The following is a 21,702-nucleotide window of genomic DNA, read 5'->3' as shown; positions in this document are numbered from 1 at the left end:
CTTTTTAGAACACCACCAAATTTTGTTTTAAACGCTACTTACTCAAAGGATTTTCTTATGTCAAATTTACAACAGCAGCGCAATGATATTACCCATATCGATGGCAATTTACATCAAAATGAAGATGCCCGCATTGGTATCGTCGTTGGTCGTTTTAACGGTTTTGTCGTTGAATCATTGGTAGATGGCGCAATCGATGCCCTACTGCGTCATGGCGTATTGGGCAGCAACATTACCGTGATTCGCGTGCCAGGTGCTTTTGAGTTGCCACTCGTTGCTCAGCGCGCCGCTGAGTCTGATCGCTTTGACGCTATCATTGCGTTAGGCGCGATTATCCGTGGTAGCACGCCGCATTTTGATTTTGTGGCGAGCGAATCTGCCAAAGGTTTAAGCAGCGTTGCAATTGATTATAATATCCCTGTTGCCAACGGTGTATTGACCACTGACAGCATCGAGCAAGCGATTGAGCGCTCTGGTACCAAAGCCGGTAATAAAGGCTCAGAAGCGGCGATGGTTGTGCTTGAGATGCTAGCGGTTCTATCACAGCTGGATATTGCTGATGACTATGATGATAATGATGACGCATAATTAAGTCTTCATTTTATAACCTGTTAATCGTCATTTAATTGGCGCTGCGGCTTATGTCACCTTTGATATAGACCGCAGCGCCAATATTATAGTAAAAAGCACTATAAACAGTTCTATAAAGCACCGTTTTAATATCCGACTGTCACAGCCTGCCAGTCGTCTACTATTTAACAACTTTTATACTATTTCTTACCACTTGCTGTCTTTGCCAAGCTTGTTATTTGCGCCAAGATAGTGGTTCAAAAGGATAGTTATTTAAAATTTAGGTATTGACCCCCTATGACTGACCAACTCAAGCGCGCCATTAGCGCTGCACAAACTGCCCAAGCCAATGATGAACAAGCTGAAGCTACTCGTATCGCGAGCAGCAGCGCGGGTGAGCAAACCTTTGATATGAGTGAAACGACTTATAAGACTAGCCACACTGCTGTGCGTAAGGCTCGTCGCTTTGCGATGCAAGGCCTATATGAGTGGTTGGTCACTGATCGCCGTTTTGATATCGATGGCAAGCTTGGCTGGAAGGACAATGCGCCGCATGATATCGCTGCCCGTACGCGCGCGACCAATGCCATGCATACCGTTCATATCGGCTACTATCATGAAATGATGCGCGATATTCCAGAGCAGATTGACGCTCTCGATGCGCTAATCAGTCAGCATCTTGACCGTGACATCGACAAACTCGATACCGTCGAACATGCTATTTTATTGATTGGTGCGTATGAGCTACAAAACCGCTTAGAGATTCCCTACAAAGTCGTGCTTGATGAAGCGATGAAGCTAAACAATCACTTTGGCGCTACTGACGCGCATAAATTGATTAATGCCGTCCTTGATAAAATGGCGATTGAATTGCGCGCGCTTGAAGTCGATGCCGATAGCAAAGCCAATCTACGCACCTCACAAAAAGCGGCGACACAAGCAAATACTAAGCAGACTGAAGCTCAATCTACTGATGTTGAAGAAGCCAGTGAAAGCACAGCGGAATCTGATATCGATAGTATGTCAACTGCTTCGAACAAACCGCGTATCAGTGCCAATAATGCCAGTGTTAAACGCAATAGCGCGAGTAAGGCTCTAGCAAATATTATGGACTATAAGATCAATAAGAAAAACGACGCCGCAAAAAATGAAGCGCCAAATAATATCGTTAATGAACAACCTACAAAAGAAAGCGCTTTAGAAGAAAACTCTTTAGAAAAAAATGGGGCTACTAATGATGTTAGCAATGATGAGAATAGTGACGCAGCTGACGTAGGCTTACATGATTCGAACCTTATTACTCCTGATGAAAACAATAAAGACTAGCCATGAACGAGTTTGAGCTGATTGAGCGTATATTTGCGCAAATGCAAGCTGCGCCGTCATTATGCAGCACTGCCGAAGCACGCAATGTCGAAAAAGGCATTGGCGATGATGCGGCGGTAATGAGCTTGCCTGTAGGTGCGCGCTTGGTTAGCTGTATTGATACCCTCGTTCAAGGGCGGCACTTTAGCGCTGATTGGCAGCAGGTTGATAAACTTGCGTTTGCTATTGGTTATAAGGCGGTCGCGGTTAACGTCTCAGACATTGCCGCGATGGGCGCAACGCCGCATAGTATTTTATTGGCATTGGCTTTACCTGAGCGTTTGGCCAATGAGCAATGGCTGACTGAGTTCGCCAAAGGTTTGTTTCACGCCTGCCAGCTATTTGACGTCACGCTCATTGGCGGTGATACCACGCGCAGTGATAAGTTAGTACTCAGTGTCAGCGCGCAAGGCTTACTTGATGCGGGCACCCCAGCTGTTTACCGCTCAGGCGCGCGGGTCGGCGATAAAATCTATGTTTCGGGGTCGCTTGGCGATGCCGCTTATGCGCTACAGCATCCTGATAATGCTGCTGGTATTGAGCTTGCCCATCGGCTACATATGCCAACACCGCGTATTGCCTTAGGGGCAGGATTAGGGACAATTGGCGCGACTTCGATGATAGATATCTCTGATGGTCTGTATCAAGACCTTGGACATATCTGTGAGCAAAGCGCCGTTGGTATGCGCATTTACCTTGAGCAGCTGCCTACCAGTAAAGCATTGGCAAGCGTTGATCTATCTGAGCGCCTATTATGTCAGTTAGCGGGCGGTGATGATTATGAGCTGGCTTTTACCTTGCCTGCCCATATCGAGCCACCGACTGATAATAATAGCAACACGCCTGTCACCTGTATCGGTGAAGTCATAGCCGTAAACAAGGCAGATGCTGCTACAAATGTACGACCAGAGATTTTTTATCAAGGCCTAGCAGTCACACCGACATATCCCGCCCCATTCCCTAATTGGCCCAATCTGACGGGTTATCAACATTTTGCAGGTTAACCCATGATTGATCACAACCTATCTAAGCCTGATATCAGACAAGCCAATGATTGCCCGCCTCTACCCGCCAATGCCAGTGCGCTTGACCGTTTGATTTATTGGCTTGGTATCGGTCTAGGTAGTGGTCTGCCGCGCCGTGCACCCGGCACTTGGGGTACGGTTGGCGCTTTAATCGTTGCGATACCATTATTAAGCCTAGGCTTTGTGCCGTTTTTGATTATTACCATTTTAGCTTGTTTGCTTGGTAATTCGATATGCGGTCGTACCTCAGAGCTGATGGGCGGTCATGATAACCCGCACATCGTTTGGGATGAGTGGGCTGGTATGTGGCTTACATTACTACCGCTATCTTATATGGGTATCGCCAATGGCAGTTTTTGGCAAAATATCACCCAAATCCCTACTATCGTAGCGATTATTATCGCCTTTATATTATTCCGCTTTTTTGACATTATTAAGCCGCCACCGATTGGTTGGGCAGATAAAAAAGTCGCAGGCGGCCTCGGTATTATGCTCGATGATATTATCGCTGGTATCATGGCGGCCGCCGTTTGGGTGATTATTTATACCTTTATCTTCTCTTTTAGCTTTTAATCTTAAGCTTATCCTTTAAGCCTCAAATAAACGTTTTTACCATAAATACTTCTACTTTACTGCCTTTTATATCGCTCACCTATTTAGCGGTTAGATTTTTTGATCGCTTGCTATTTAAGGTGGATTTGTAGACAGCTAACGTCACAATCAGTTTACAAAGATGTCACGACATAGCGTTTTAGTTAAATCGTAATTTGCGTTATAATTCAGAATTATATTTTGTTACATTTGTAGGCTATTATGACAGCTCCTCTTTCAGTAATTATCCTCGCGGCTGGTAAAGGCACGCGTATGCAATCAGCCAAGCCAAAAGTGCTACAGACACTGGCTGGTAAGTCGTTATTGGGTCATGTGCTTGATACTTGTCATCAATTGACCGTTGATGACACCATTATTGTGCATGGTTTTGGCGGCGAGCAAGTGCAAGCAGATATTAATGAACAATATGCGCATTTGCCGATTACGTGGATTGCCCAGACTGAACAATTAGGCACAGGCCATGCAGTAAAAGTCACCCTGTCTGAGTTACCAAAAGAAGGCCAAAGTCTGATTTTATATGGTGATGTGCCATTGGTCAGTTGCCAGACGCTAGCGGCACTGAAAGCGGCTAATACTAGTGGTATGTCGATGTTGACCTTGACGGTAGAAAATCCATTTGGTCTTGGCCGTATCAAACGCGATAAAGACGGCAATATTGAGGCCATCGTTGAGCAAAAAGATGCCAGCGCCGACGAGCAAAAAATCCAAGAGATTAATAGCGGTATTTACTGCGTTGATAATGCATTATTGCATAAATATCTACCAAAGCTATCCAATGATAACGCACAACAAGAATACTATCTGACCGATATCGTTAAGATGGCGGTTGCTGAAGGCATCAATATTGTCGCCATCGAGCCTGAACATAGCTTTGAGATTGAAGGCGTCAACAACCGCCAACAGCTTGCCAGCTTAGAGCGCACATGGCAGGGCAAGTTAGTAGCAGACTTACAAGAAGCGGGTGTGCAGTTTGCCGATCCGACGCGCGTTGATATTCGTGGTAGCTTGAGCGCAGGCCAAGATGTATTCGTCGATGTGGGCGTGGTGTTTGAGGGTGATTGTGTCTTAGGTGACAACGTTTATATCGAAGCCGGCTGTGTGATTAAAAATGCGCACATTGGCAATGCCTGTCACCTAAAACCTTACTGTGTGATTGACAGTGCGCACATTGGTAACGGCGTCGATATTGGACCTTTCGCCCATTTGCGCCCTGATACTGTTTTGTCTAATAACAGTAAAGTAGGCAATTTCGTCGAGATTAAAAAATCGACTATCGGCCAAGGTAGCAAGGTCAATCATCTAAGTTATGTGGGTGATGCGACAGTTGGAACAAATGTCAATATCGGTGCGGGTGTGATTACCTGTAATTACGATGGCGTCAATAAATCGCAAACCATCATCGAAGACAATGCGTTTATCGGCTCTAATGCCAGTTTGGTTGCGCCAGTTACCATTGGTGATACCGCAACGGTTGCGGCAGGCTCAGTCATTACCAAAAACGTCGATGATAAAGCCTTAGCCTTTGGGCGCGCGCGCCAAACCCAGAAAGATGACTTTCAGCGTCCGACCAAAAAATAAAGGCGGCGCTGATAGTTGACTCGATAAAATGATGGTAAGACCACTAAAGCAGTACGACAATAATTTGTGGTGCTGCTTATTTATATTTACAGATTAATGATTATCCATGTGTTGGCATCTTGCAAAATCACATGGTATGAGAACATAAAATTTAAGGAATAGTTATGTGTGGAATCGTTGGGGCAGTTGCTGAGCGTAATATCGCCAATATCTTACTTGAGGGTCTTAAACGCCTAGAATACCGTGGTTATGACTCAGCTGGTCTGACGGTTATCCGTGATGGCGAGCTGCATCGCGAACGCCAAGTGGGCAAAGTACAAGCGCTGGTCGATGCCGTCGCAGTCAATCCTGAATTTTTTGATGGTCATATTGGCATTGCGCATACCCGCTGGGCCACACATGGCGAGCCTGCCCAGCGCAACGCCCATCCACATGTATCTGGCAAAATTGCGGTGGTACACAACGGTATCGTTGAGAACTATGCCGAGCTAAAAGAAGAGCTGATTGCTAAAGGCTACGAGTTTACCTCGCAAACTGATACCGAAGTTGTCGCCCATTTAATCAATGATATCTACAAAAATACGCCTGATTTACTAGAAGCAGTACGCGCGGTTATTCCTTTATTACATGGCGCGTTTGCTCTTGGCATTGTGCACATCGATTGCCCAGACGAGCTGATTACCGTTCGTCTAGGTTCGCCTTTGGTCATCGGTGTAGGTATCGGTGAGAACTTTATTGCCTCTGATCAATTGGCGCTTTTGCCCGTGACCAATCGCTTTATGTATCTAGAAGAAGGCGATATCGCCAAATTAACCCGTAATAGTATTGAAGTTTATGCCGATGGCGTAAAAGTAAAACGTCAGATACATGAGATTGATGCCGCCCAGCATAATGCTGATAAAGGTGAATTTAAGCATTATATGCTCAAAGAAATCTATGAGCAGCCGGATGCAGTTGCCCGTACGATTGAGATGGCTTTAGATAGTGATGCGCCATCTAAGCTGCGCGACGACTTTTTACAGCGTCATGAAGCACAGTTAAAAGGCATTAAGCACGTCCAAGTCATCGCTTGTGGCACCAGTTATCACTCAGGCTTGGTCGCTAAATATTGGTTTGAAAGTCTCATTCGCGTGCCGTGTTCGGTTGAGGTTGCTAGTGAGTTCCGCTACCGCAATCCTGTTGTCGTCGATAACACCTTGGTCATTTGTATTTCGCAATCGGGTGAAACGGCGGATACCTTATCGGCACTTCGCGATACCCAAAATCATGCGCCCGCAGGCCTCGTCAGCTTAGCCTTATGTAATGTACCGACTTCATCTTTGGTACGTGAGACAGATATCTTTTTACCAACGCTTGCGGGCCCTGAGATTGGGGTTGCTTCTACCAAAGCCTTTACCACTCAGCTTACCGCTTTGATGTTACTCGTCTTAAAAGTGGGTGTCGTGCAAGCGCGTATGACGGGCGAAAACCTGACCACTCTGCTAGGTAAATTACAACAATTACCCGGTCAACTACATGCCAGCTTACACCTCGATGCGCCTATCAAAGTCATGAGTGAGCACTTTGAATATAAGAAAAGCTGCTTATTTTTAGGTCGTGGCTTACAGTTCCCAATCGCCTTAGAAGGCGCATTGAAACTAAAAGAAATCTCTTATATTCATGCTGAAGGCTATGCCGCCGGTGAGCTAAAACACGGCCCACTAGCATTGGTTGATAAAGATATGCCTATCGTGGTACTTGCGCCAAAAGACAGTATGTTTGATAAGCTAAAAGCCAACATGCAAGAGGTACATGCGCGTCATGGTGAGCTGTTTGTATTTGCCAGTGAAGAAAGTAAGATGGTCGCAGATGATAGAATGCACGTGGTCTATGTACCTGAGGTCTGCGAGACGCTTGCCCCTATCGTTTATAGCGTGCCGGTGCAGTTGTTGTCATACCATGTAGCGGTGATGCGTGGTACGGATGTAGACCAACCACGTAACCTCGCAAAATCAGTCACAGTCGAATAGGATAAGTATTTGATTTTAAAAGGTTTTTTTATTATCATAATATTGTATAACACTAAACCCTTTGCTGTCTAGTACTAACTAAATAGCAAAGGGTTTCTTATAATGGACATAAAAAATTTCAATAATTTAGATATATGTCAGTATAAATATTATATTCAGCAGCAAAGTACACCAGAGTTGATTATGTCCCTATTTCAATTTCAGAGTCAGCTTTATTTAGGTTGTCGCAAATGTCTTTGGTGACATCAAAACTAGCCACTTTGATATCATCTAAATCGTAATAACTATACTGATAATCAAATCCCTTATTTATCCCTTGCATAACTTCTGCTTCTGCACAGGCTAACTTAGTATGTTCATTACGCATTACCGTTTCAAGTTCTTTTCTTTCAGAAGCATTATAATCAGATATATCTAGCCGATAACCGAAAGTAACTGTTGTTCCATCAAAATCAATCTTGTCTAAAGTGGTAACGTCATCAATTGCGCTTGGCAATTCTCTGGTCAACATGTCAATATTACGATACATCTCCTGTACATCACGCTCGTGATTGCTAGCCGTAGTAACGCTTTCATCATAAGCTAAATCAGAGTTATCATCCGAACAGGCGATTACTGTAAGAAAAGCTGAAAGTACAACCAATGCTTTAAGTTTATTGAACATAATTATCTTTATTGAACCTAATTAGCCAAAATAATATGATTAGGGCGCATCCTCATTCTAAATGAGAACACGCCCTATTATACAAACATGAATATTTAAACCAATCCTTTATAAAGAAAGTAAAACCCTACCACGGTCAATAATATTGCAAAGCATTTTTTTAATAGCTCTGGCGATAATATATGAGCGACTTTCGCCCCCAACTTTGCGGTAAAAAAGCTCATAATACTAATGCCTAAAAAGGCATAGATATGGACAAAGCCGATGGTATTGGGCACATCGACTTGCTGCTGCATGCCAAAAAACATAAACCCCAGCGCACCAGCAATGGCAATCGGCAACCCGCACGCCGCTGAAGTTCCAACCGCCTTTTGCATCACCACATTATAACGCGTGAGATAAGGCACCGTTAAGCTGCCGCCGCCAATACCAAAGATAGCAGAAGCGATACCAATAACGCCGCCTGCTGCTAATTGCTTAGGTTTTGACGGTAGTACTGGATTGGCATAGTTGGCACTACTGACACCATTAGCTCCATTAGAGTTATTAGCATGACTAGCAACTGGCTTTTTACCAGCAAAAAACATCTTATAAGCAACCCACAGCAAAAACACCCCAACAATCAGTTGAAGATACAACCCAGATATCTGTCCTGCAATCCCTGCCCCTAAAAAACAACCTAGCGCTAAACCTGGTGCCAGATTTTTAAACACCGGCCACATCACAGCGCCTTTTTTATTGTGTGCCATAAGCGAGCTGATAGAGGTGACAATAATAGTCGCCAATGATGTCCCTAATGCTAAATGCATAATGCTGTCAGGGCTGTAATCCATTTGGGTAAAAACGATAAACAACAATGGCACGATAATTGTGCCACCACCCACACCAAAAAGCCCCGCAGCAAATCCTGCTAGCGCGCCTATTATTAAAAAAATGAGTATTTCCACAGGATATTTACTTCTCGGTTAGCTATAGTTTTAGTTAAATAAAAAGGGCTTTAAAGGTAGATTAAACAATTTCTGTTTGACCAACTTGATGGTACGAGCGATTGAAATACACCAAACTTTCATCACTCTCGCCTTGTTTGATGGCGACCACTCGGCACATAAAAATACTGTGTGTGCCGACTTGTTGAATGTCATCAATTTCACAATCAAAACTGACCAGCGCATCCTCTAAAACAGGGGCGCCTGTGGTTAATGTCGTCCAAGCGCCGTGACAAAAGCGCTCTTCTGAGCATAGTTTGGAGGCAAAAGCATTGGATATGGGTTCATGCTGGATGCCCAACACGTTGACACTTAGCGTTTTGTTTTCAAGAAAATGTTCGTGTGAGCGCGAGCTCTGATTCATGCAGACAAGCAAGGTTGGCGGTGTATCGGTCACGCTACAGACCGCAGAAGCGGTAAACCCATGACAGCCAGAGTTGCCTTTTGTGGTGATCACATTGACCGCTGTCGGTAATAGAGACATGGCATCTCTAAAATCAGTTGCTTCAATCATGACTTAACTCCTGAATTTTAATCTTTAAGTACATTAATCTTTAAGTACATTGATAACTGAGGTCACTCATGGGTTTAAACAAGGCAATCTTTGTTAAGAAATGCTAAACGCTAAGCTCTTTGCGTACAATAGCTGCACCCGCGCTCAAGGCTTGCAATTTGCCGCGTGCCACTTGGCGAGATAGCGGTGCCATGCCGCAGTTGGTCGAAGGATAAAGCTTATCTGCATCGACAAACTGCAGCGCTTTGCGTAACGTATCTGCCACTTCTTCTGGGGTTTCAATGCTATTGGTTGCCACATCAATAGCGCCAACCATCACCTTTTTACCGCGAATCAGTTCAATCAAATCCATCGGTACGTGTGAGTTTTGACACTCCAGCGAGACAATATCGATATTTGACTGCTGCAATTTTGGAAAGGCTTGCTCATATTGACGCCACTCTGACCCTAAGGTTTTTTTCCAATCGGTATTGGCTTTGATACCGTAGCCGTAGCAAATATGCACCGCCGTCTCACACTTTAACCCTTCGATAGCACGCTCTAAAGTGGCGATACCCCAGTCGTTGACATCATCGAAGAACACGTTAAACGCCGGCTCATCAAATTGGATAATATCGACACCAGCCGCCTCTAAGTCCTTCGCTTCTTGATTGAGAATTTTAGCAAATTCCCAAGCCAATTTTTCACGGCTTTTATAATGACCATCATATAAAGTATCAATCATCGTCATCGGGCCGGGCAAAGCCCACTTGATTGGCTGATCGGTTTGCAAACGTAAAAACTTCGCATCGTCGACAAACACCGGTTTTTGACGGCTCACCGCCCCAACCACCGAAGGCACACTGGCCTCATAGCGATTGCGAATTTTAACCGTTTCACGCTTTTCGAAATCGACACCATCAAGATGTTCAATAAAGGTGGTCACAAAATGCTGACGCGTCTGCTCACCATCACTGACGATATCAATCCCTGCCTGCAATTGTTCTTGCAATGACACCCGTAGCGCATCTTGTTTGGCTTCAAGCAGTTGCTCGCCTTCTAAAGCCCAAGGTGACCAAATTTTTTCAGGTTCAGCCAGCCAAGAAGGTTTTGGCAAACTGCCTGCGGTTGATGTCGGTAGTAATCTTTGGGTTGGTAATAACTTTTGTGTTGGTAATAACAGTGTCATAACATTTATCTTCTTATTTATTGGTATTCTCATTTCAGCTAGACTGAATGTATCTATACTGAACGTATCTAAACTGAATGTATTTAGGCGGCGTATTCTTTATCCGCACATGCGTCTGCTGCATTCTCATTGACATCATAGCTTGCCGCCCATTCTTCAAGAATAGCTTGGTAAGGCTTGATAAATTGTTCTTCCGTAAACTTACCTTGCTTCACTGCCATTTGGCTCCGCTCTTCGCGGTCATAGACGATTTGCGTGAGGGAATAATCTTGATAGTTTAAACTAGGCTGATATACCTGACCTGCCGTCGAGTTGGCATTATAGATTTCAGGACGATAAATCTTTTGAAAAGTTTCCATGGTCGCAATCGCACTAATCAGCTCAAGGTCAGTGTAATCGCTTAGCAAGTCACCGGCAAAATAAAATGCTAAAGGCGCGACACTACCGGCAGGCATAAAATAGCGCACGGCTAAGCCCATTTTGTGGAAATAATCGTCAGTTAAAGAATATTCGTCTTGTCGGTATTCCACCCCTAATACCGGATGCTGATTGATCGTACGATGATAGGTTTTACTGGTCGATACACTTAAGCAAATCACCGGCTGTTTATTAAACTCAGCTTGATAGGCTTCTGAATTCAATAAATACTGAAACAGTTTGCCATGCAAATCACCAAAATCTGTCGGCGGTGGCAATGTAGGGTTTTTATCAAAATGCTCTAATAGGACAACGCTAAAGTCATAATCGCGTACGTAGGAGGAAAAACTATTACCAATCATACCGTCGATACGGGTATTGTCTTTATGGTCGACGATCGTGGTTTTTAGCGTTTCGATGACCGGAAAGGTATGGCCATTACCTTCAATATCCAAATCTGCTGAAATAATATCAACTTCAACCGAATAACGGTCGGCGGTTGGGTTATCCCAATGCGCCAAGGCGTTAAAACGATTATTGATCATTGTTAACGTTTTATGCAGATTTTCTTCACGCTGCTCACCGCGCGCCAAATTGGCAAAGTTCGTCGTCAAACGCGTGCTATCTGCCGGATGATAGTTTTCATCAAAACGAATGCTCGAGATGGAATATGTAAATTGTTTACTCATGATAATCCGCTACCCTAATCTAATCTCATAGTCTGAGATAAAACCAAATTTGTGTATGAGATAAATCATACCCGAACGCAATCATGAATAAAAATGATACTATTTAAATTAAAGATGAGTATAATTCATGTTGATAGAATTGGGCTATGAGAATAGGACTAAAAAACGGGGATTTTGAAGGAGGATTTTACGGGAGGTGAGACTTATAAAGCATTGAAAGAATCTTAGAGGATTGAAGAGAATAATATAGCAGGTTTAGCAACTGATTCGCATTTTACTATCGTAAATTAAAGTCGAATATCATGTAGAATTCGAACTACAAGTGACAAAGAAGATGGCAAAAGTATGAGACTGAATACTTTCATATACTATATTAACTAAATTCAGAAGCAGATAATGTTATAGGTAATTATTCACCTTTTAATGCTTGTACAGGTTCAACTTTAGCAGCACTGTATGCCGGATATAGGGTAGATAATAAGACGACAACAAAAGAAGAGATTAAGATAAGCAGTATATCTATGAGTTTAATCTTAGAAGGTAACGATTCGACAAAATAATTATCAAAAAGCCCTAAATCAAACGTGACATTGATCCAAGCTGATACACTAGGAATGCTAAGCGAAAGACCAATGCCTAAGACTAAACCAATAAGTACGCCCAATACGCCAATAACAGTCCCCTGAACGATAAATATATGGGAAATCAGACTTGATGACGCGCCAAACGTTTTTAATATCGCCACATCAGCTCTTTTTTCTGTAACGCTCATCACTAATGTTGAAATAACATTAAATGCGGCAACTAAAATGATTAGGAATAGAAGTAACGACATCATGGTTTTTTGCATACGAATAGAAGTATATAAGCTGCCATGCGTCTGTGTCCAATCTCCACTAGAAAATGCAACACCTTTTTCGACACCTTCGAGCGTAGAAGCGTGACTAGAGACACTAACTAGAGCTTGCTGAGCAGATTTTTGAGAAATGAAAACATCTTTTAGATTTAGACGAATGCCAGTTGCACCATGATTTAAGCCTACCGCATCGGAAGCGTCATCCATGGCGATATAACTCATCCATTTATCTATCTCTTGACTGACATGAAATACGCCCGTCAGCGTATAAGTATGAAAGCTGGGTGTCATACCAACCGTAGAATTAGAAGGTTTAGAGATTATAATTCCGACTTCATCGCCGAGCTTTAGAGCATACTTATCAACGATATATTTGCCTAAAATAATACTGTTAGCACCAGAATCTAAACTATCAAAATTGCCTGCTACCATGCTTTGTTTAAGAATAGATACCTTAGCATGAGAGGTTGGCTCAATGCCATTTATGATGGTGCTATTGACTTCCCCATTTAAAGACAACATACCTCGAGCCTGCACAAAAGGCGCAGTCGCTATTATATTGCTATCATTATTTTCTATAGATTGCGCAAACTGCTTCCAGTCATCTAAAGGAAAAGACGAATAAACGGCAGCTTGTGGCACCATCCCTAATATTTTTTTAGATAGCGCTTCTTCAAAGCCATTTAAGACTGATGTCACTACAATTAGGGCAGCGACACCAAGTATTAAACCTGCCATAGAGACTGATGATATAAAAGATAAAAACTTATTAGCATTTTCTGAACGAGTGAAGCGCAATCCTATAAAAATGGGTAGCGAACGGCGCATAAGTTAATATCTCTTATATCTATTAATAGCAAAAATTAGAACGCTTTGGTCAATTCGACTGATACGTCGTTCTTATCATATTCTTCAAAAGGTGAATTACTAGTTACTTTACTATAGTTCCAACTTAATCTTGGTGTCAGTCCTAAGAAAGAGAAACCTCTATTCCAAGCTGTAATACCAGCTGTATACTCTTTGTTCTCACGCTGAATGCCGAAGAAATCTTCCCCATCGTAATTACGTTCAGCATAACCAAGATCTAATCTTGTAGTATAACCTTTTGGCCACGTTTGTCCCCAGCCTACTCTAACACCTGGACGATCGTACGCCAATGAATCATCTTCAGAATCGCGAGTAGAATAATCTACCCCAAATGTCCAGAATTGTTGGCCATTTGGAAAGTAAATAGCGGTATTAGCTAATAACCAATCTTCACCGTCATTATAATCATACTTATCAATATAATCTGATTTCGCATAACGCGCCAGAGCTTGATAACGTAATTTCGGACTAATCCATTGATTAACACTCGCCCTTATACCTGTGGTATCTGCGTAACTACTTAATTCACCATCACCACTTTTCCCTTGAGCATACCAACGTTTGTTATAAAATGGTACTAACTCTACTTCAGTAGTCGCATTCTGATAACCTACTCCAACACCGACACCTGCCGTAATGTCATTATAGTCTTTATTATCCCAATAATACTTGCCATAGCTATTCAGATGTAAGGCGGTATACATTTTATTATCATAAAGCCACTTTCTATCACCAGAGACACTAAAGTCTAAACCTTTACCCGTTTCTCTAGGAGAAGTATAAGTAAGGACTGAACCATCTTCTCTAACTATACTTGTACCAGGCTTTGGCGAGTTAGTAATATTACTATCATTTAGGTAAGAAACTGAAGCATTAAAGCTCCAACGATCTTGCGAACTGATAGCATCTAAGTATTTATTGATTACCTTAACATCGGCATCTGTAGTGGCATCACCACGTAACCTTTCAAATTCAGATTGAGCAGCATCAAATTGGCGATTGTAGAATAACGCCATAGCAAGCTGAAATCTTAATACTTTGACTTCGGGTAATTTGGCGTTAATTTTGCGATAAATACTAACCGCTTCATCTAGATTGCCTTTTTTTGCTTCAATAATTGCAGTACCCCATTCTACAACTGAGGGATCGTAATTAGGTACTTGCTTATAATACGGCAATAGCTCTTCTAAAGAATCAGCGTTAGCTTGTTTTAGTAAATTACCTAACAAATTTTCAAACTCATCTGGGTGGGCTTTTAGGTAAATAATGGTTTCTTCTTTACTCATTTTTGGGCCGCCATCCTCTGAAGGTAGCTCAGTAGAAAGCCGCTCAAAATCGTCAGGACGCACTTCGCCAATTTCTTTATTAATAGATTCTATTGAATTGTCTTGAGGAGATAAAGGAGCTTCAGCAGCTTGAGTGTTTATAGAAATACACCCTATCACTAAAGCCAAAGTGCTGGTAACACTAGAGTGTCGGAAATATTGCATAAATGCTCCAATTGGTAATTTGTCAATCCTTAGATACACAAACGACCACGCTAGGTGGTCGTTTGTTTGTTAGCTAATGTATAACAAATTAACTATTACTCAGTTTGGTTAGCATTACCGTCTTCTGGAGTAATGGTTGGTGGTACTACTAGGTTAGCGCCAAATACACCGCCCCATGCTGCATTACCATAACCTTTATCTACAGAGTTTACAGAACCGCCAAATTCTTGCGCTTGGTTACCATAGAAGCTACCTTTAAAGGCACCTTTGTCTTTGTCACCATAGGCTAGTTGTGATTCGCCTTTAGCAGTATTACCAAAGATCTGACCATTGAAGTTTACAAGCTTGTCTTGTTTAAAGACGTTAGCACCTTCACCTGGAGTAACTTCCCACACGTTGAAGATATTACCTTCTACAGTTCTGTTACCCATATCAACCGTAGCTTGTACGAAGTTACCTTTACCTGCTACAGGCTTATCAGTACCACCGAATGAGTTACTATCTGGGCTACCTAAGTCGCCGTGATATGCGTTGTCGATACCGTACATTAGTGCATGACCAGCATATTCAACTTTACCGCCTTTGGCCTGTAAAGCATCCATTTGAGCAACAGTAGTTTCACCTGTACCACGGTAGAAATACGTGTCTACAGTACCATTTTCTGCTTTAAGTGGATTTCTTTCGTCTACAAGTACAGACTCATAATATTTAGTATTAGCAGCAAGATCTTCCGCATCTAATTTATCAATAGTTGAGGTTACACGACCATACTGTACGTTATTAAGTTTAGTAGTTTCAAACTTGTTAGCTGTACCGTTTTCTTCAGGAGTTAGACCTAAACCAGTAATATCATAATTACCTTGGGCATTAACCTTGCCTAAGAAACGAGCACTGTTTTTGTCAGCAGCGTTAGTAGTATCTAGAGACCTATTACCAAAGATACGCGTACTTAGAGTTGAACCAGTACCAGTTGCAGCCTTAACACCAGTTACAGTATCTTCTTGACCAGTTACAGTAAATGCATTACCTGTAGCTTGTTTATCAATCCTAACTAAACCATTAGTCGTAAAGTTATCACTGTCAACATTGATACCGTTAACATCTTTATTAGTTACTTGTAGTGCATCCGCATCATTTTCTGGTTTGTCAGAGAAACCATCAACTGATTTACCAACGTAACGTAGTAATGATTCTTTTACGCCTAGACGTTCAACTGTCTCACGACCAACAACAATGTTGTCCATCTTTTCGTTTTGGAGGGTTTTACTGTTTAGTACAGTAGCGTTACCACTGTTAGCGTCAGCAGGGTTTAATTCACGGTCGAATTTTGCAGTCTCGCCGCGAACGTATTGCTGACCACCAACGGTTGGTACGTTGGCTTGTGGATCAGTTGCTGCTTCACCAACGTTGTCTTCTGGATCACCTACAACAGGTGGCTCTTCTGGAGTTGGAGTTGGTTCAGGCGTAGGCTCTGGAGTTGGTTCAGGCGTAGGCTCTGGAGTTGGTTCAGGCGTAGGCTCTGGAGTTGGTTCAGGCGTAGGCGTAGGCGTAGGAGTTGGAGCTGGAGTTTCAGGATAATCATAGTTGCTGTCACTATCGCTACCACAACCTGTTAGAGCTGTTGCTGCGAAGACAGCACTCAATGCTACTGCTAAATACTTTTGTTTCATCTTTATTTCCTCATATCGATGTAAGAACTACTCATGTATAGATAGTACGGTACACTTCGCTATTAACTACAGCTTGTAGAAAGCGAACAGCTTAACGCTCAGATTACCAAACCGTCTGCTTTATGTCAATGTAAAATTCTATAGTGCAATAGTCATACTATAACATTATAGCATTGTCATTTTCAGTAAAATTGATACAGGTACAATAAAGCAATATTTAATGAAATTCAATACTTTTATCGACCTAAAAGAAATATTTTTAAAAATTTTAATTTTATTTATAGTTTAATTTCAAGGTTTTATAAAATATTAGATATTTATAGCGCTATGAAAGAAAAAACACTCTTTTATAGTATTATATGAAATTTCTTGAATATTTATTAATATAATAATAAGGCTACTTAAACAAAACCGATACTTAGATATCTTGATTTATATATTTAATGTACGCCTTATTATTGTATTAAATAAGGTATGTATGAATAACCTATGTCCTACAATCAATGGTTATCGTATTTTATATGCTTGATCTAGAAGCTTTAACAGAAAAATTATTTTTCAATAACGACACTTTCCTTCTCTTTACCATGCGGTATCAACCATTTACCAAACCATCCTGATAAGTCATCCATCAAGGTATAAACCACGGGAATGACTACGAGGCTTAATAGGGTTGAGGTGGCCAAACCGCCCAATACCGCGGCAGCCATCGGACGACGGAAGGTAGGATCGGCATCGCCCCAACCAAAGACCAATGGCAACATGCCAGCGCCCATCGCAATGGTGGTCATGATAATCGGCCGCGCACGCTTACGACAAGAATCGATAATGGCATCAAAACGCGCCAAACCTCGGCGCTGAGCAATCAATGCGTAATCGACCAACAAGATAGAGTTTTTGGTGGCGATGCCCATCAACATGATAAAACCAATCATCGATGGCATCGACAGACTACTTTTGGTAATCACTAAGCCGACAAAAGCGCCACCGATAGACAGCGGCAGAGCCATCAAAATGGTAAATGGCTGCAATATCCGCCCAAATAATAAAATCAGCACGCCTAAGATACAGACCACACCGACCGACATCGCAATCACAAAGCCACTAAATAGCTCAGCCATATTCTCGGCTTGTCCTTGGTCAATAATAGTAATAGAGGCCGGCAGCTGCTGCATACTGGGTATGGCTTTAACTGCTTGCACCAAGTCCCCAAGCTCGCCATTGGTAGGCTGCACCGTAATACTAATCGCCCGCTCACGATCAAGGCGGCTGATTTGTGCAGGTCCGGTACCAAAGTTTAACGATGCCACCTCACCTACCCGTACGCCTTGTCCCGGTGGTAAGGCGCTTGGCACATATAAGCCTTCTAATTGACTGACGTTTTGTTTGGCAACATCTGGCAGGCGCACCACGATAGGAATCTGGCGTGTATCGAGATTGAGCTTAGATAATCGCTGCTCATAATCACCAACAGTCGCCACACGTAAGATAGTGGCAATATCTTGCGTGGTCACGCCTTTATCCGCCATCGCTAGCCTGTCTGGAGTTACCGTTAGCTCTTGACGCGGTAGACTGCGGTCACTGGTGACAGCGCCGGCACTTGGTAATGCACGAATCTCTGCCATCATTTGCTGCGCGGTTTGCTCAAGCAAACGCGGGTCGGTACTGGTCAAAGAAAAATTATAACCGGTCTCACCGCCACTCGATAAACCAACCGTAAAGCGTGCGCCCGGTACTTCTGAGAGCATACTACTTATCTGGCGCTCAATCTCTTGCTTAGAGGCACGCTCTGCGCGCGGCGCAAGTACGATATCTAAACCTGCGATATTTTCAGTTTTGCCGCTACCTGAGCCAGAACTAGGACCCATAGATTCTTGTGCTTCGCCTACTGAGGTAAAAATATGGGTCACATCAGGCATGGCCAATATACGCTCACTTGCCAGCGCAGCGACACGCTCAGTATCTTCAAGCGCTACATCTGGGGTCAGCTCAATCTCAACCCGCGTCTGGTCAATATCATTATCAGGAATAAAGGACGTTGGTAGTAATTTTACCAAAGCAAGTGATGCTACAAACAAGAGTAATGTCGCCCCCATCGTAATCCAGCGATGATGCAGCGTCCATGACACCACTTTTAGATACCAATCCATGAGCGCGCTTTGTTTTTCAACGTGCTTTTTTTCTGGTCGCAATATATAAGCGGCCATCATCGGCGTAATAAGACGCGCGACCATTAACGACGCAAATATCGATAATGCTGCGGTCCAACCAAACTGCCGGAAAAATTGCCCGACAATACCGCCCATAAAGGCAGTTGGTAAAAACACCGCAATGAGGGTAAAAGTAGTTGCGACGACTGCTAGACCAATCTCATCAGCTGCTTCCATTGCCGCTTCATAAGGCGTCTTGCCCATGCGCAAATGGCGGATAATGTTTTCAACTTCTACAATCGCATCATCGACTAAGACGCCAATGACCAATGAAAGTGCTAATAACGAGATAATATTTAAGCTAAAGCCAAATAAGTACATACCTAAAAAAGTAGGAATGACTGACAGTGGCAATGCTACCGCCGCCACAAAAGTCGCGCGGATATTGCGTAAAAATAAGAACACCACGACGACGGCAAGCAAACCACCTTCTATCAGCATGCGTAACGACGCTTGATAATCTTCGGCAATTGGCGTGGCACGATCATAGACTTTTTCAATATCGATATTGCCGACATCGGCTGACAGCTTGGCAAGCTCGGCGTCAACCAGCTCCATCACTTCAACCTCACTGGCACCGCGCGAACGGGTAATATTAAATGCGACCACTGTTTGCCCATCAAGCTTAGCAATCGAGCTTGGGTCGGCAGCGCCATCGGTGATCTGTGCCATACGCCCAAGCGCTTGCGTACCACCTGTCGGCACCGCGACTTGTAAATTGTTCAAATCACTGGCACGTTCAACCGCCCCGAGCACACGAATGGTCTGGGTGGTTTTGCCTACTTCCGCTTCACCGCCTGAGCTGTCTTGTTGAATACCAGTGATTTGTTCCGATAACTGAGCGATGGGATATTTCAAACCGCTCAACGCAATCGGGTCGGCGGCCACGGTAATTTCACGCTGCAAACCACCGATACGGCTGACGGTACTGACCCCTGGTATATCAGATAAACGCTTGGTGACCGTATCATCAACGAACCAAGATAAGTCCTCGACGTTCATGTTTTCAGAGGCAACCGAGTAAGTGACGACGGGAAATCCGGCGGTTGAGACTTTGGTAATAATTGGATCGTTAGCCGCGGCTGGCAAATCACCACGTACTTCTCCAACCGCCGAACGCACATCATCGACCGCTTCTTGTATGTCTTTTTCTAGGACAAACTCGGTGACCATGGTCGCGGCACCCGTTTGTAAGGTGGTACGAATATGCTTAACGCCCTCAATACTGGTGAGCTTATTTTCTATCTTTTTGGCAATGTCGTTTTCGAGCTGCGATGGCGCGGCTCCCGGCAAAGTGACAGTGACCACCACCGCTGGCAGGTCAATATCAGGGAATTGCTGCACCTTCATTTGCATAAAACCGTAGAGGCCGCCCAAGGTCAGCAGCACAAACAGTAAGATAGCAACCAAAGGATTTCTAATCGAGTAAGCGGAGACATTTAAACTCATGAGCGCGCCTGCGTGGCTGTGCCAGTTTGGCTGCCTGATTTATCATTGGCGGTATTTAGACCATCAACGACACGTACCAAGTCGCCATCGTTTAAGAAGCTGCCACCCTGCTTTACTAGTCGGCTGTCTGCCGGCAGTGGCTCTGTCAGCGCTACATTGTCACCAAAGCGCTCACCCAAGCTCACGCGTTGTTGCTTGATACGGCCAATATTTTGACCATTTTGACTGTTGGTATTGGTTACTAGCATCACATAATCATAACCGTCATTGCTGACGATAGCGCTATTGGGCACAGTTTGCGCATTGGTGCTACCCAATAAAAACTCGCCCGTTTGGTACATGCCAGCGCGTACTTTTGAGTTCGCCGCAAGGCTGGCATAAATGGTGATTTGGCGATTATCATCGGCCGTTGGTGCAATACGGTTAACCTTACCCATGACTGATTCACCGCCTGGCAAGCTGACGCGCACAGGCGTTCCGACACTGACTTCGCCGAGCAGCTTAGGATCGATATCCGCACGCCACTCTAAAACACCGCCTTTAATAATGGTAAATAATGGCTCGCCTCCAGCCACCATGCCGACTTCAGCCATTTTTTCACTGATAACACCGCTGACCGGCGCGACCACATTGGCGTTTTTCACACTCAAGCGCTGGGTACTAAGTCGCGCTTTAGAGGCTTGCAAGGCCGCCTCTGCTTGTAGCTTGGAGGTACGATAGCGATCCGCTTCTTGCCTACTAATGGCATCTATCTCAATCAATGGCAGGACACGAGCGGCATCGGCAGTTGCGTTGGCAAGCGTTGCTTCGGCTTCGGCAACATCGGCTTCCGCTTGCAAGACTTGCTGCTGCATGGCATCGGTATCAAATATCGCCAGGACTTGCCCCGATTTGACGCGATCGCCTTCTTCAACCAATACCTGCTCGATAGCCACACCATTTACTTTAGGGCTGACATTGGCGACATCTTTGGCATTAATGGTGCCATCGGCACTCAGCGTGTTACCAATACTGTCTTGGCGTGGCGATACTGTTTCAACGGATAGTACCGCCTGTTGATTGCTGCTCTCTTTTGGGTCAGTATTTGCGCTTTGTGCCTTGTTAGCCACTGGTGATTCAGCACTCCCATCTTTATCGCCACCCCAATACTTACCGACCAAAACCCCAATCACAAGTACAATTGCCAATACTGGCAATAACCATAAGGGGAATTTTGATGATGATTTGGGCGCACGCGCGTCCACTTGGCGGTAAGGTGGTAGGTCAGATTCAACTGGCAGCTTGTTGTCTTCAACATCGCTCATGATAACTCTCTGTCAATACAGGCAATTAAAAAGGGTATAAGGTTAGAAAATAATAGGTAAAAAAGGTCTATTTATGATTACAATAGTCTATAAATTTATTGAGGATAGCATATATTAAGTCATCATCTTATTTTTATATAGTGTGTTTTAGCTTCGTAAGTCTGTCCTCTATTAAGCATGAACAAGCGTAAAAACTTGCAAAGCAACATGAGAAAGGTGATAAACAATCAGAACAGCTCGTTAATAAGCATGAGTGGAC

General features: G+C 43.6%; 16 protein-coding genes. 6 read left to right on the top strand and 10 right to left on the bottom strand.

Annotated features, from left to right (window positions below; all coding sequences use genetic code 11):
* Positions 1-57: 57 nt before the first annotated feature.
* The 6 genes from ribE to glmS all read left to right on the top strand — a co-directional run bounded on the left by ribE (position 58) and on the right by glmS (position 7,159).
* Positions 58-588: a 6,7-dimethyl-8-ribityllumazine synthase gene (gene ribE, locus B2866_RS08950; protein ID WP_296193039.1), complete on the top strand. Its 531-nt coding sequence runs from the start codon at positions 58-60 to the stop codon at positions 586-588.
* Between the two features lie 279 nt (positions 589-867).
* Entirely contained in the window at positions 868-1,896 is a 1,029-nt protein-coding gene (gene nusB, locus B2866_RS08945; protein WP_296193037.1) for a transcription antitermination factor NusB, read from the top strand.
* Between the two features lie 2 nt (positions 1,897-1,898).
* Positions 1,899-2,939, top strand: coding sequence for a thiamine-phosphate kinase (thiL, locus tag B2866_RS08940; RefSeq protein ID WP_296193035.1), 1,041 nt, complete (start codon positions 1,899-1,901; stop codon positions 2,937-2,939).
* Between the two features lie 3 nt (positions 2,940-2,942).
* The gene (locus B2866_RS08935) at positions 2,943-3,533 is read left to right on the top strand and encodes a phosphatidylglycerophosphatase A family protein (RefSeq protein ID WP_296193032.1); all 591 of its coding nucleotides are present in this window, start codon (positions 2,943-2,945) and stop codon (positions 3,531-3,533) included.
* Between the two features lie 240 nt (positions 3,534-3,773).
* Positions 3,774-5,150, top strand: coding sequence for a bifunctional UDP-N-acetylglucosamine diphosphorylase/glucosamine-1-phosphate N-acetyltransferase GlmU (gene glmU / locus B2866_RS08930; RefSeq protein ID WP_296193030.1), 1,377 nt, complete (start codon positions 3,774-3,776; stop codon positions 5,148-5,150).
* 164 nt (positions 5,151-5,314) lie between these two features.
* Positions 5,315-7,159: a glutamine--fructose-6-phosphate transaminase (isomerizing) gene (gene glmS, locus B2866_RS08925; protein WP_296193027.1), complete on the top strand. Its 1,845-nt coding sequence runs from the start codon at positions 5,315-5,317 to the stop codon at positions 7,157-7,159.
* A 181-nt stretch (positions 7,160-7,340) separates the two neighbouring features.
* Here the strand turns inward: glmS and B2866_RS08920 are convergent, their stop codons facing one another.
* The 10 genes from B2866_RS08920 to B2866_RS08875 all read right to left on the bottom strand — a co-directional run bounded on the left by B2866_RS08920 (position 7,341) and on the right by B2866_RS08875 (position 21,443).
* On the bottom strand, positions 7,341-7,823 hold the full coding sequence (locus B2866_RS08920) for a hypothetical protein (RefSeq protein ID WP_296193025.1): 483 nt from the start codon (positions 7,821-7,823) through the stop codon (positions 7,341-7,343).
* 95 nt (positions 7,824-7,918) lie between these two features.
* On the bottom strand, positions 7,919-8,770 hold the full coding sequence (locus tag B2866_RS08915; RefSeq protein WP_296193022.1) for a sulfite exporter TauE/SafE family protein: 852 nt from the start codon (positions 8,768-8,770) through the stop codon (positions 7,919-7,921).
* Between the two features lie 61 nt (positions 8,771-8,831).
* Positions 8,832-9,323 carry a flavin reductase gene (locus tag B2866_RS08910; protein ID WP_296193019.1) on the bottom strand — a complete coding sequence of 164 codons (492 nt, stop codon included), beginning with the start codon at positions 9,321-9,323 and terminating at the stop codon, positions 8,832-8,834.
* Positions 9,324-9,426: 103 nt separating this feature from the next.
* A complete protein-coding gene (locus tag B2866_RS08905; RefSeq protein ID WP_296193016.1) occupies positions 9,427-10,491 on the bottom strand; it encodes a methionine synthase in 1,065 nt (354 codons plus the stop codon).
* Between the two features lie 83 nt (positions 10,492-10,574).
* On the bottom strand, positions 10,575-11,597 hold the full coding sequence (locus B2866_RS08900; protein WP_296193013.1) for a DUF1852 domain-containing protein: 1,023 nt from the start codon (positions 11,595-11,597) through the stop codon (positions 10,575-10,577).
* A 409-nt stretch (positions 11,598-12,006) separates the two neighbouring features.
* On the bottom strand, positions 12,007-13,281 hold the full coding sequence (locus B2866_RS08895) for a lipoprotein-releasing ABC transporter permease subunit (protein ID WP_296193012.1): 1,275 nt from the start codon (positions 13,279-13,281) through the stop codon (positions 12,007-12,009).
* Positions 13,282-13,316: 35 nt separating this feature from the next.
* Entirely contained in the window at positions 13,317-14,810 is a 1,494-nt protein-coding gene (locus B2866_RS08890) for a surface lipoprotein assembly modifier (RefSeq protein WP_296193009.1), read from the bottom strand.
* Positions 14,811-14,905: 95 nt separating this feature from the next.
* Positions 14,906-16,480, bottom strand: a complete 1,575-nt coding sequence (locus B2866_RS08885; RefSeq protein WP_296193007.1) for a transferrin-binding protein-like solute binding protein — start codon at positions 16,478-16,480, stop codon at positions 14,906-14,908.
* A 551-nt stretch (positions 16,481-17,031) separates the two neighbouring features.
* Entirely contained in the window at positions 17,032-20,139 is a 3,108-nt protein-coding gene (locus B2866_RS08880) for an efflux RND transporter permease subunit (protein ID WP_296193002.1), read from the bottom strand.
* A complete protein-coding gene (locus tag B2866_RS08875) occupies positions 20,136-21,443 on the bottom strand; it encodes an efflux RND transporter periplasmic adaptor subunit (RefSeq protein WP_296192998.1) in 1,308 nt (435 codons plus the stop codon). Before B2866_RS08875 ends, B2866_RS08880 begins: the two co-directional genes overlap by 4 nt.
* Between the last annotated feature and the right edge of the window lie 259 nt (positions 21,444-21,702).

It is taken from the genome of Psychrobacter sp. UBA3483 (genome assembly GCF_002377905.1).
Lineage (GTDB): Bacteria > Pseudomonadota > Gammaproteobacteria > Pseudomonadales > Moraxellaceae > Psychrobacter.
This window is presented reverse-complemented; position numbering and strand designations above follow the sequence as displayed.

Bases quoted from the DNA above. Each gene is read 5' to 3' on its own strand.
- ribE (WP_296193039.1), top strand. From the start codon at position 58: ATGTCAAATTTACAACAGCAGCGCAATGATATTACCCATATCGATGGC.
- nusB (WP_296193037.1), top strand. From the start codon at position 868: ATGACTGACCAACTCAAGCGCGCCATTAGCGCTGCACAAACTGCCCAA.
- thiL (WP_296193035.1), top strand. From the start codon at position 1,899: ATGAACGAGTTTGAGCTGATTGAGCGTATATTTGCGCAAATGCAAGCT.
- B2866_RS08935 (WP_296193032.1), top strand. From the start codon at position 2,943: ATGATTGATCACAACCTATCTAAGCCTGATATCAGACAAGCCAATGAT.
- glmU (WP_296193030.1), top strand. From the start codon at position 3,774: ATGACAGCTCCTCTTTCAGTAATTATCCTCGCGGCTGGTAAAGGCACG.
- glmS (WP_296193027.1), top strand. From the start codon at position 5,315: ATGTGTGGAATCGTTGGGGCAGTTGCTGAGCGTAATATCGCCAATATC.
- B2866_RS08920 (WP_296193025.1), bottom strand. From the start codon at position 7,823: ATGTTCAATAAACTTAAAGCATTGGTTGTACTTTCAGCTTTTCTTACA.
- B2866_RS08910 (WP_296193019.1), bottom strand. From the start codon at position 9,323: ATGATTGAAGCAACTGATTTTAGAGATGCCATGTCTCTATTACCGACA.
- B2866_RS08905 (WP_296193016.1), bottom strand. From the start codon at position 10,491: ATGACACTGTTATTACCAACACAAAAGTTATTACCAACCCAAAGATTA.
- B2866_RS08900 (WP_296193013.1), bottom strand. From the start codon at position 11,597: ATGAGTAAACAATTTACATATTCCATCTCGAGCATTCGTTTTGATGAA.
- B2866_RS08895 (WP_296193012.1), bottom strand. From the start codon at position 13,281: ATGCGCCGTTCGCTACCCATTTTTATAGGATTGCGCTTCACTCGTTCA.
- B2866_RS08890 (WP_296193009.1), bottom strand. From the start codon at position 14,810: ATGCAATATTTCCGACACTCTAGTGTTACCAGCACTTTGGCTTTAGTG.
- B2866_RS08885 (WP_296193007.1), bottom strand. From the start codon at position 16,480: ATGAAACAAAAGTATTTAGCAGTAGCATTGAGTGCTGTCTTCGCAGCA.
- B2866_RS08880 (WP_296193002.1), bottom strand. From the start codon at position 20,139: ATGAGTTTAAATGTCTCCGCTTACTCGATTAGAAATCCTTTGGTTGCT.
- B2866_RS08875 (WP_296192998.1), bottom strand. From the start codon at position 21,443: ATGAGCGATGTTGAAGACAACAAGCTGCCAGTTGAATCTGACCTACCA.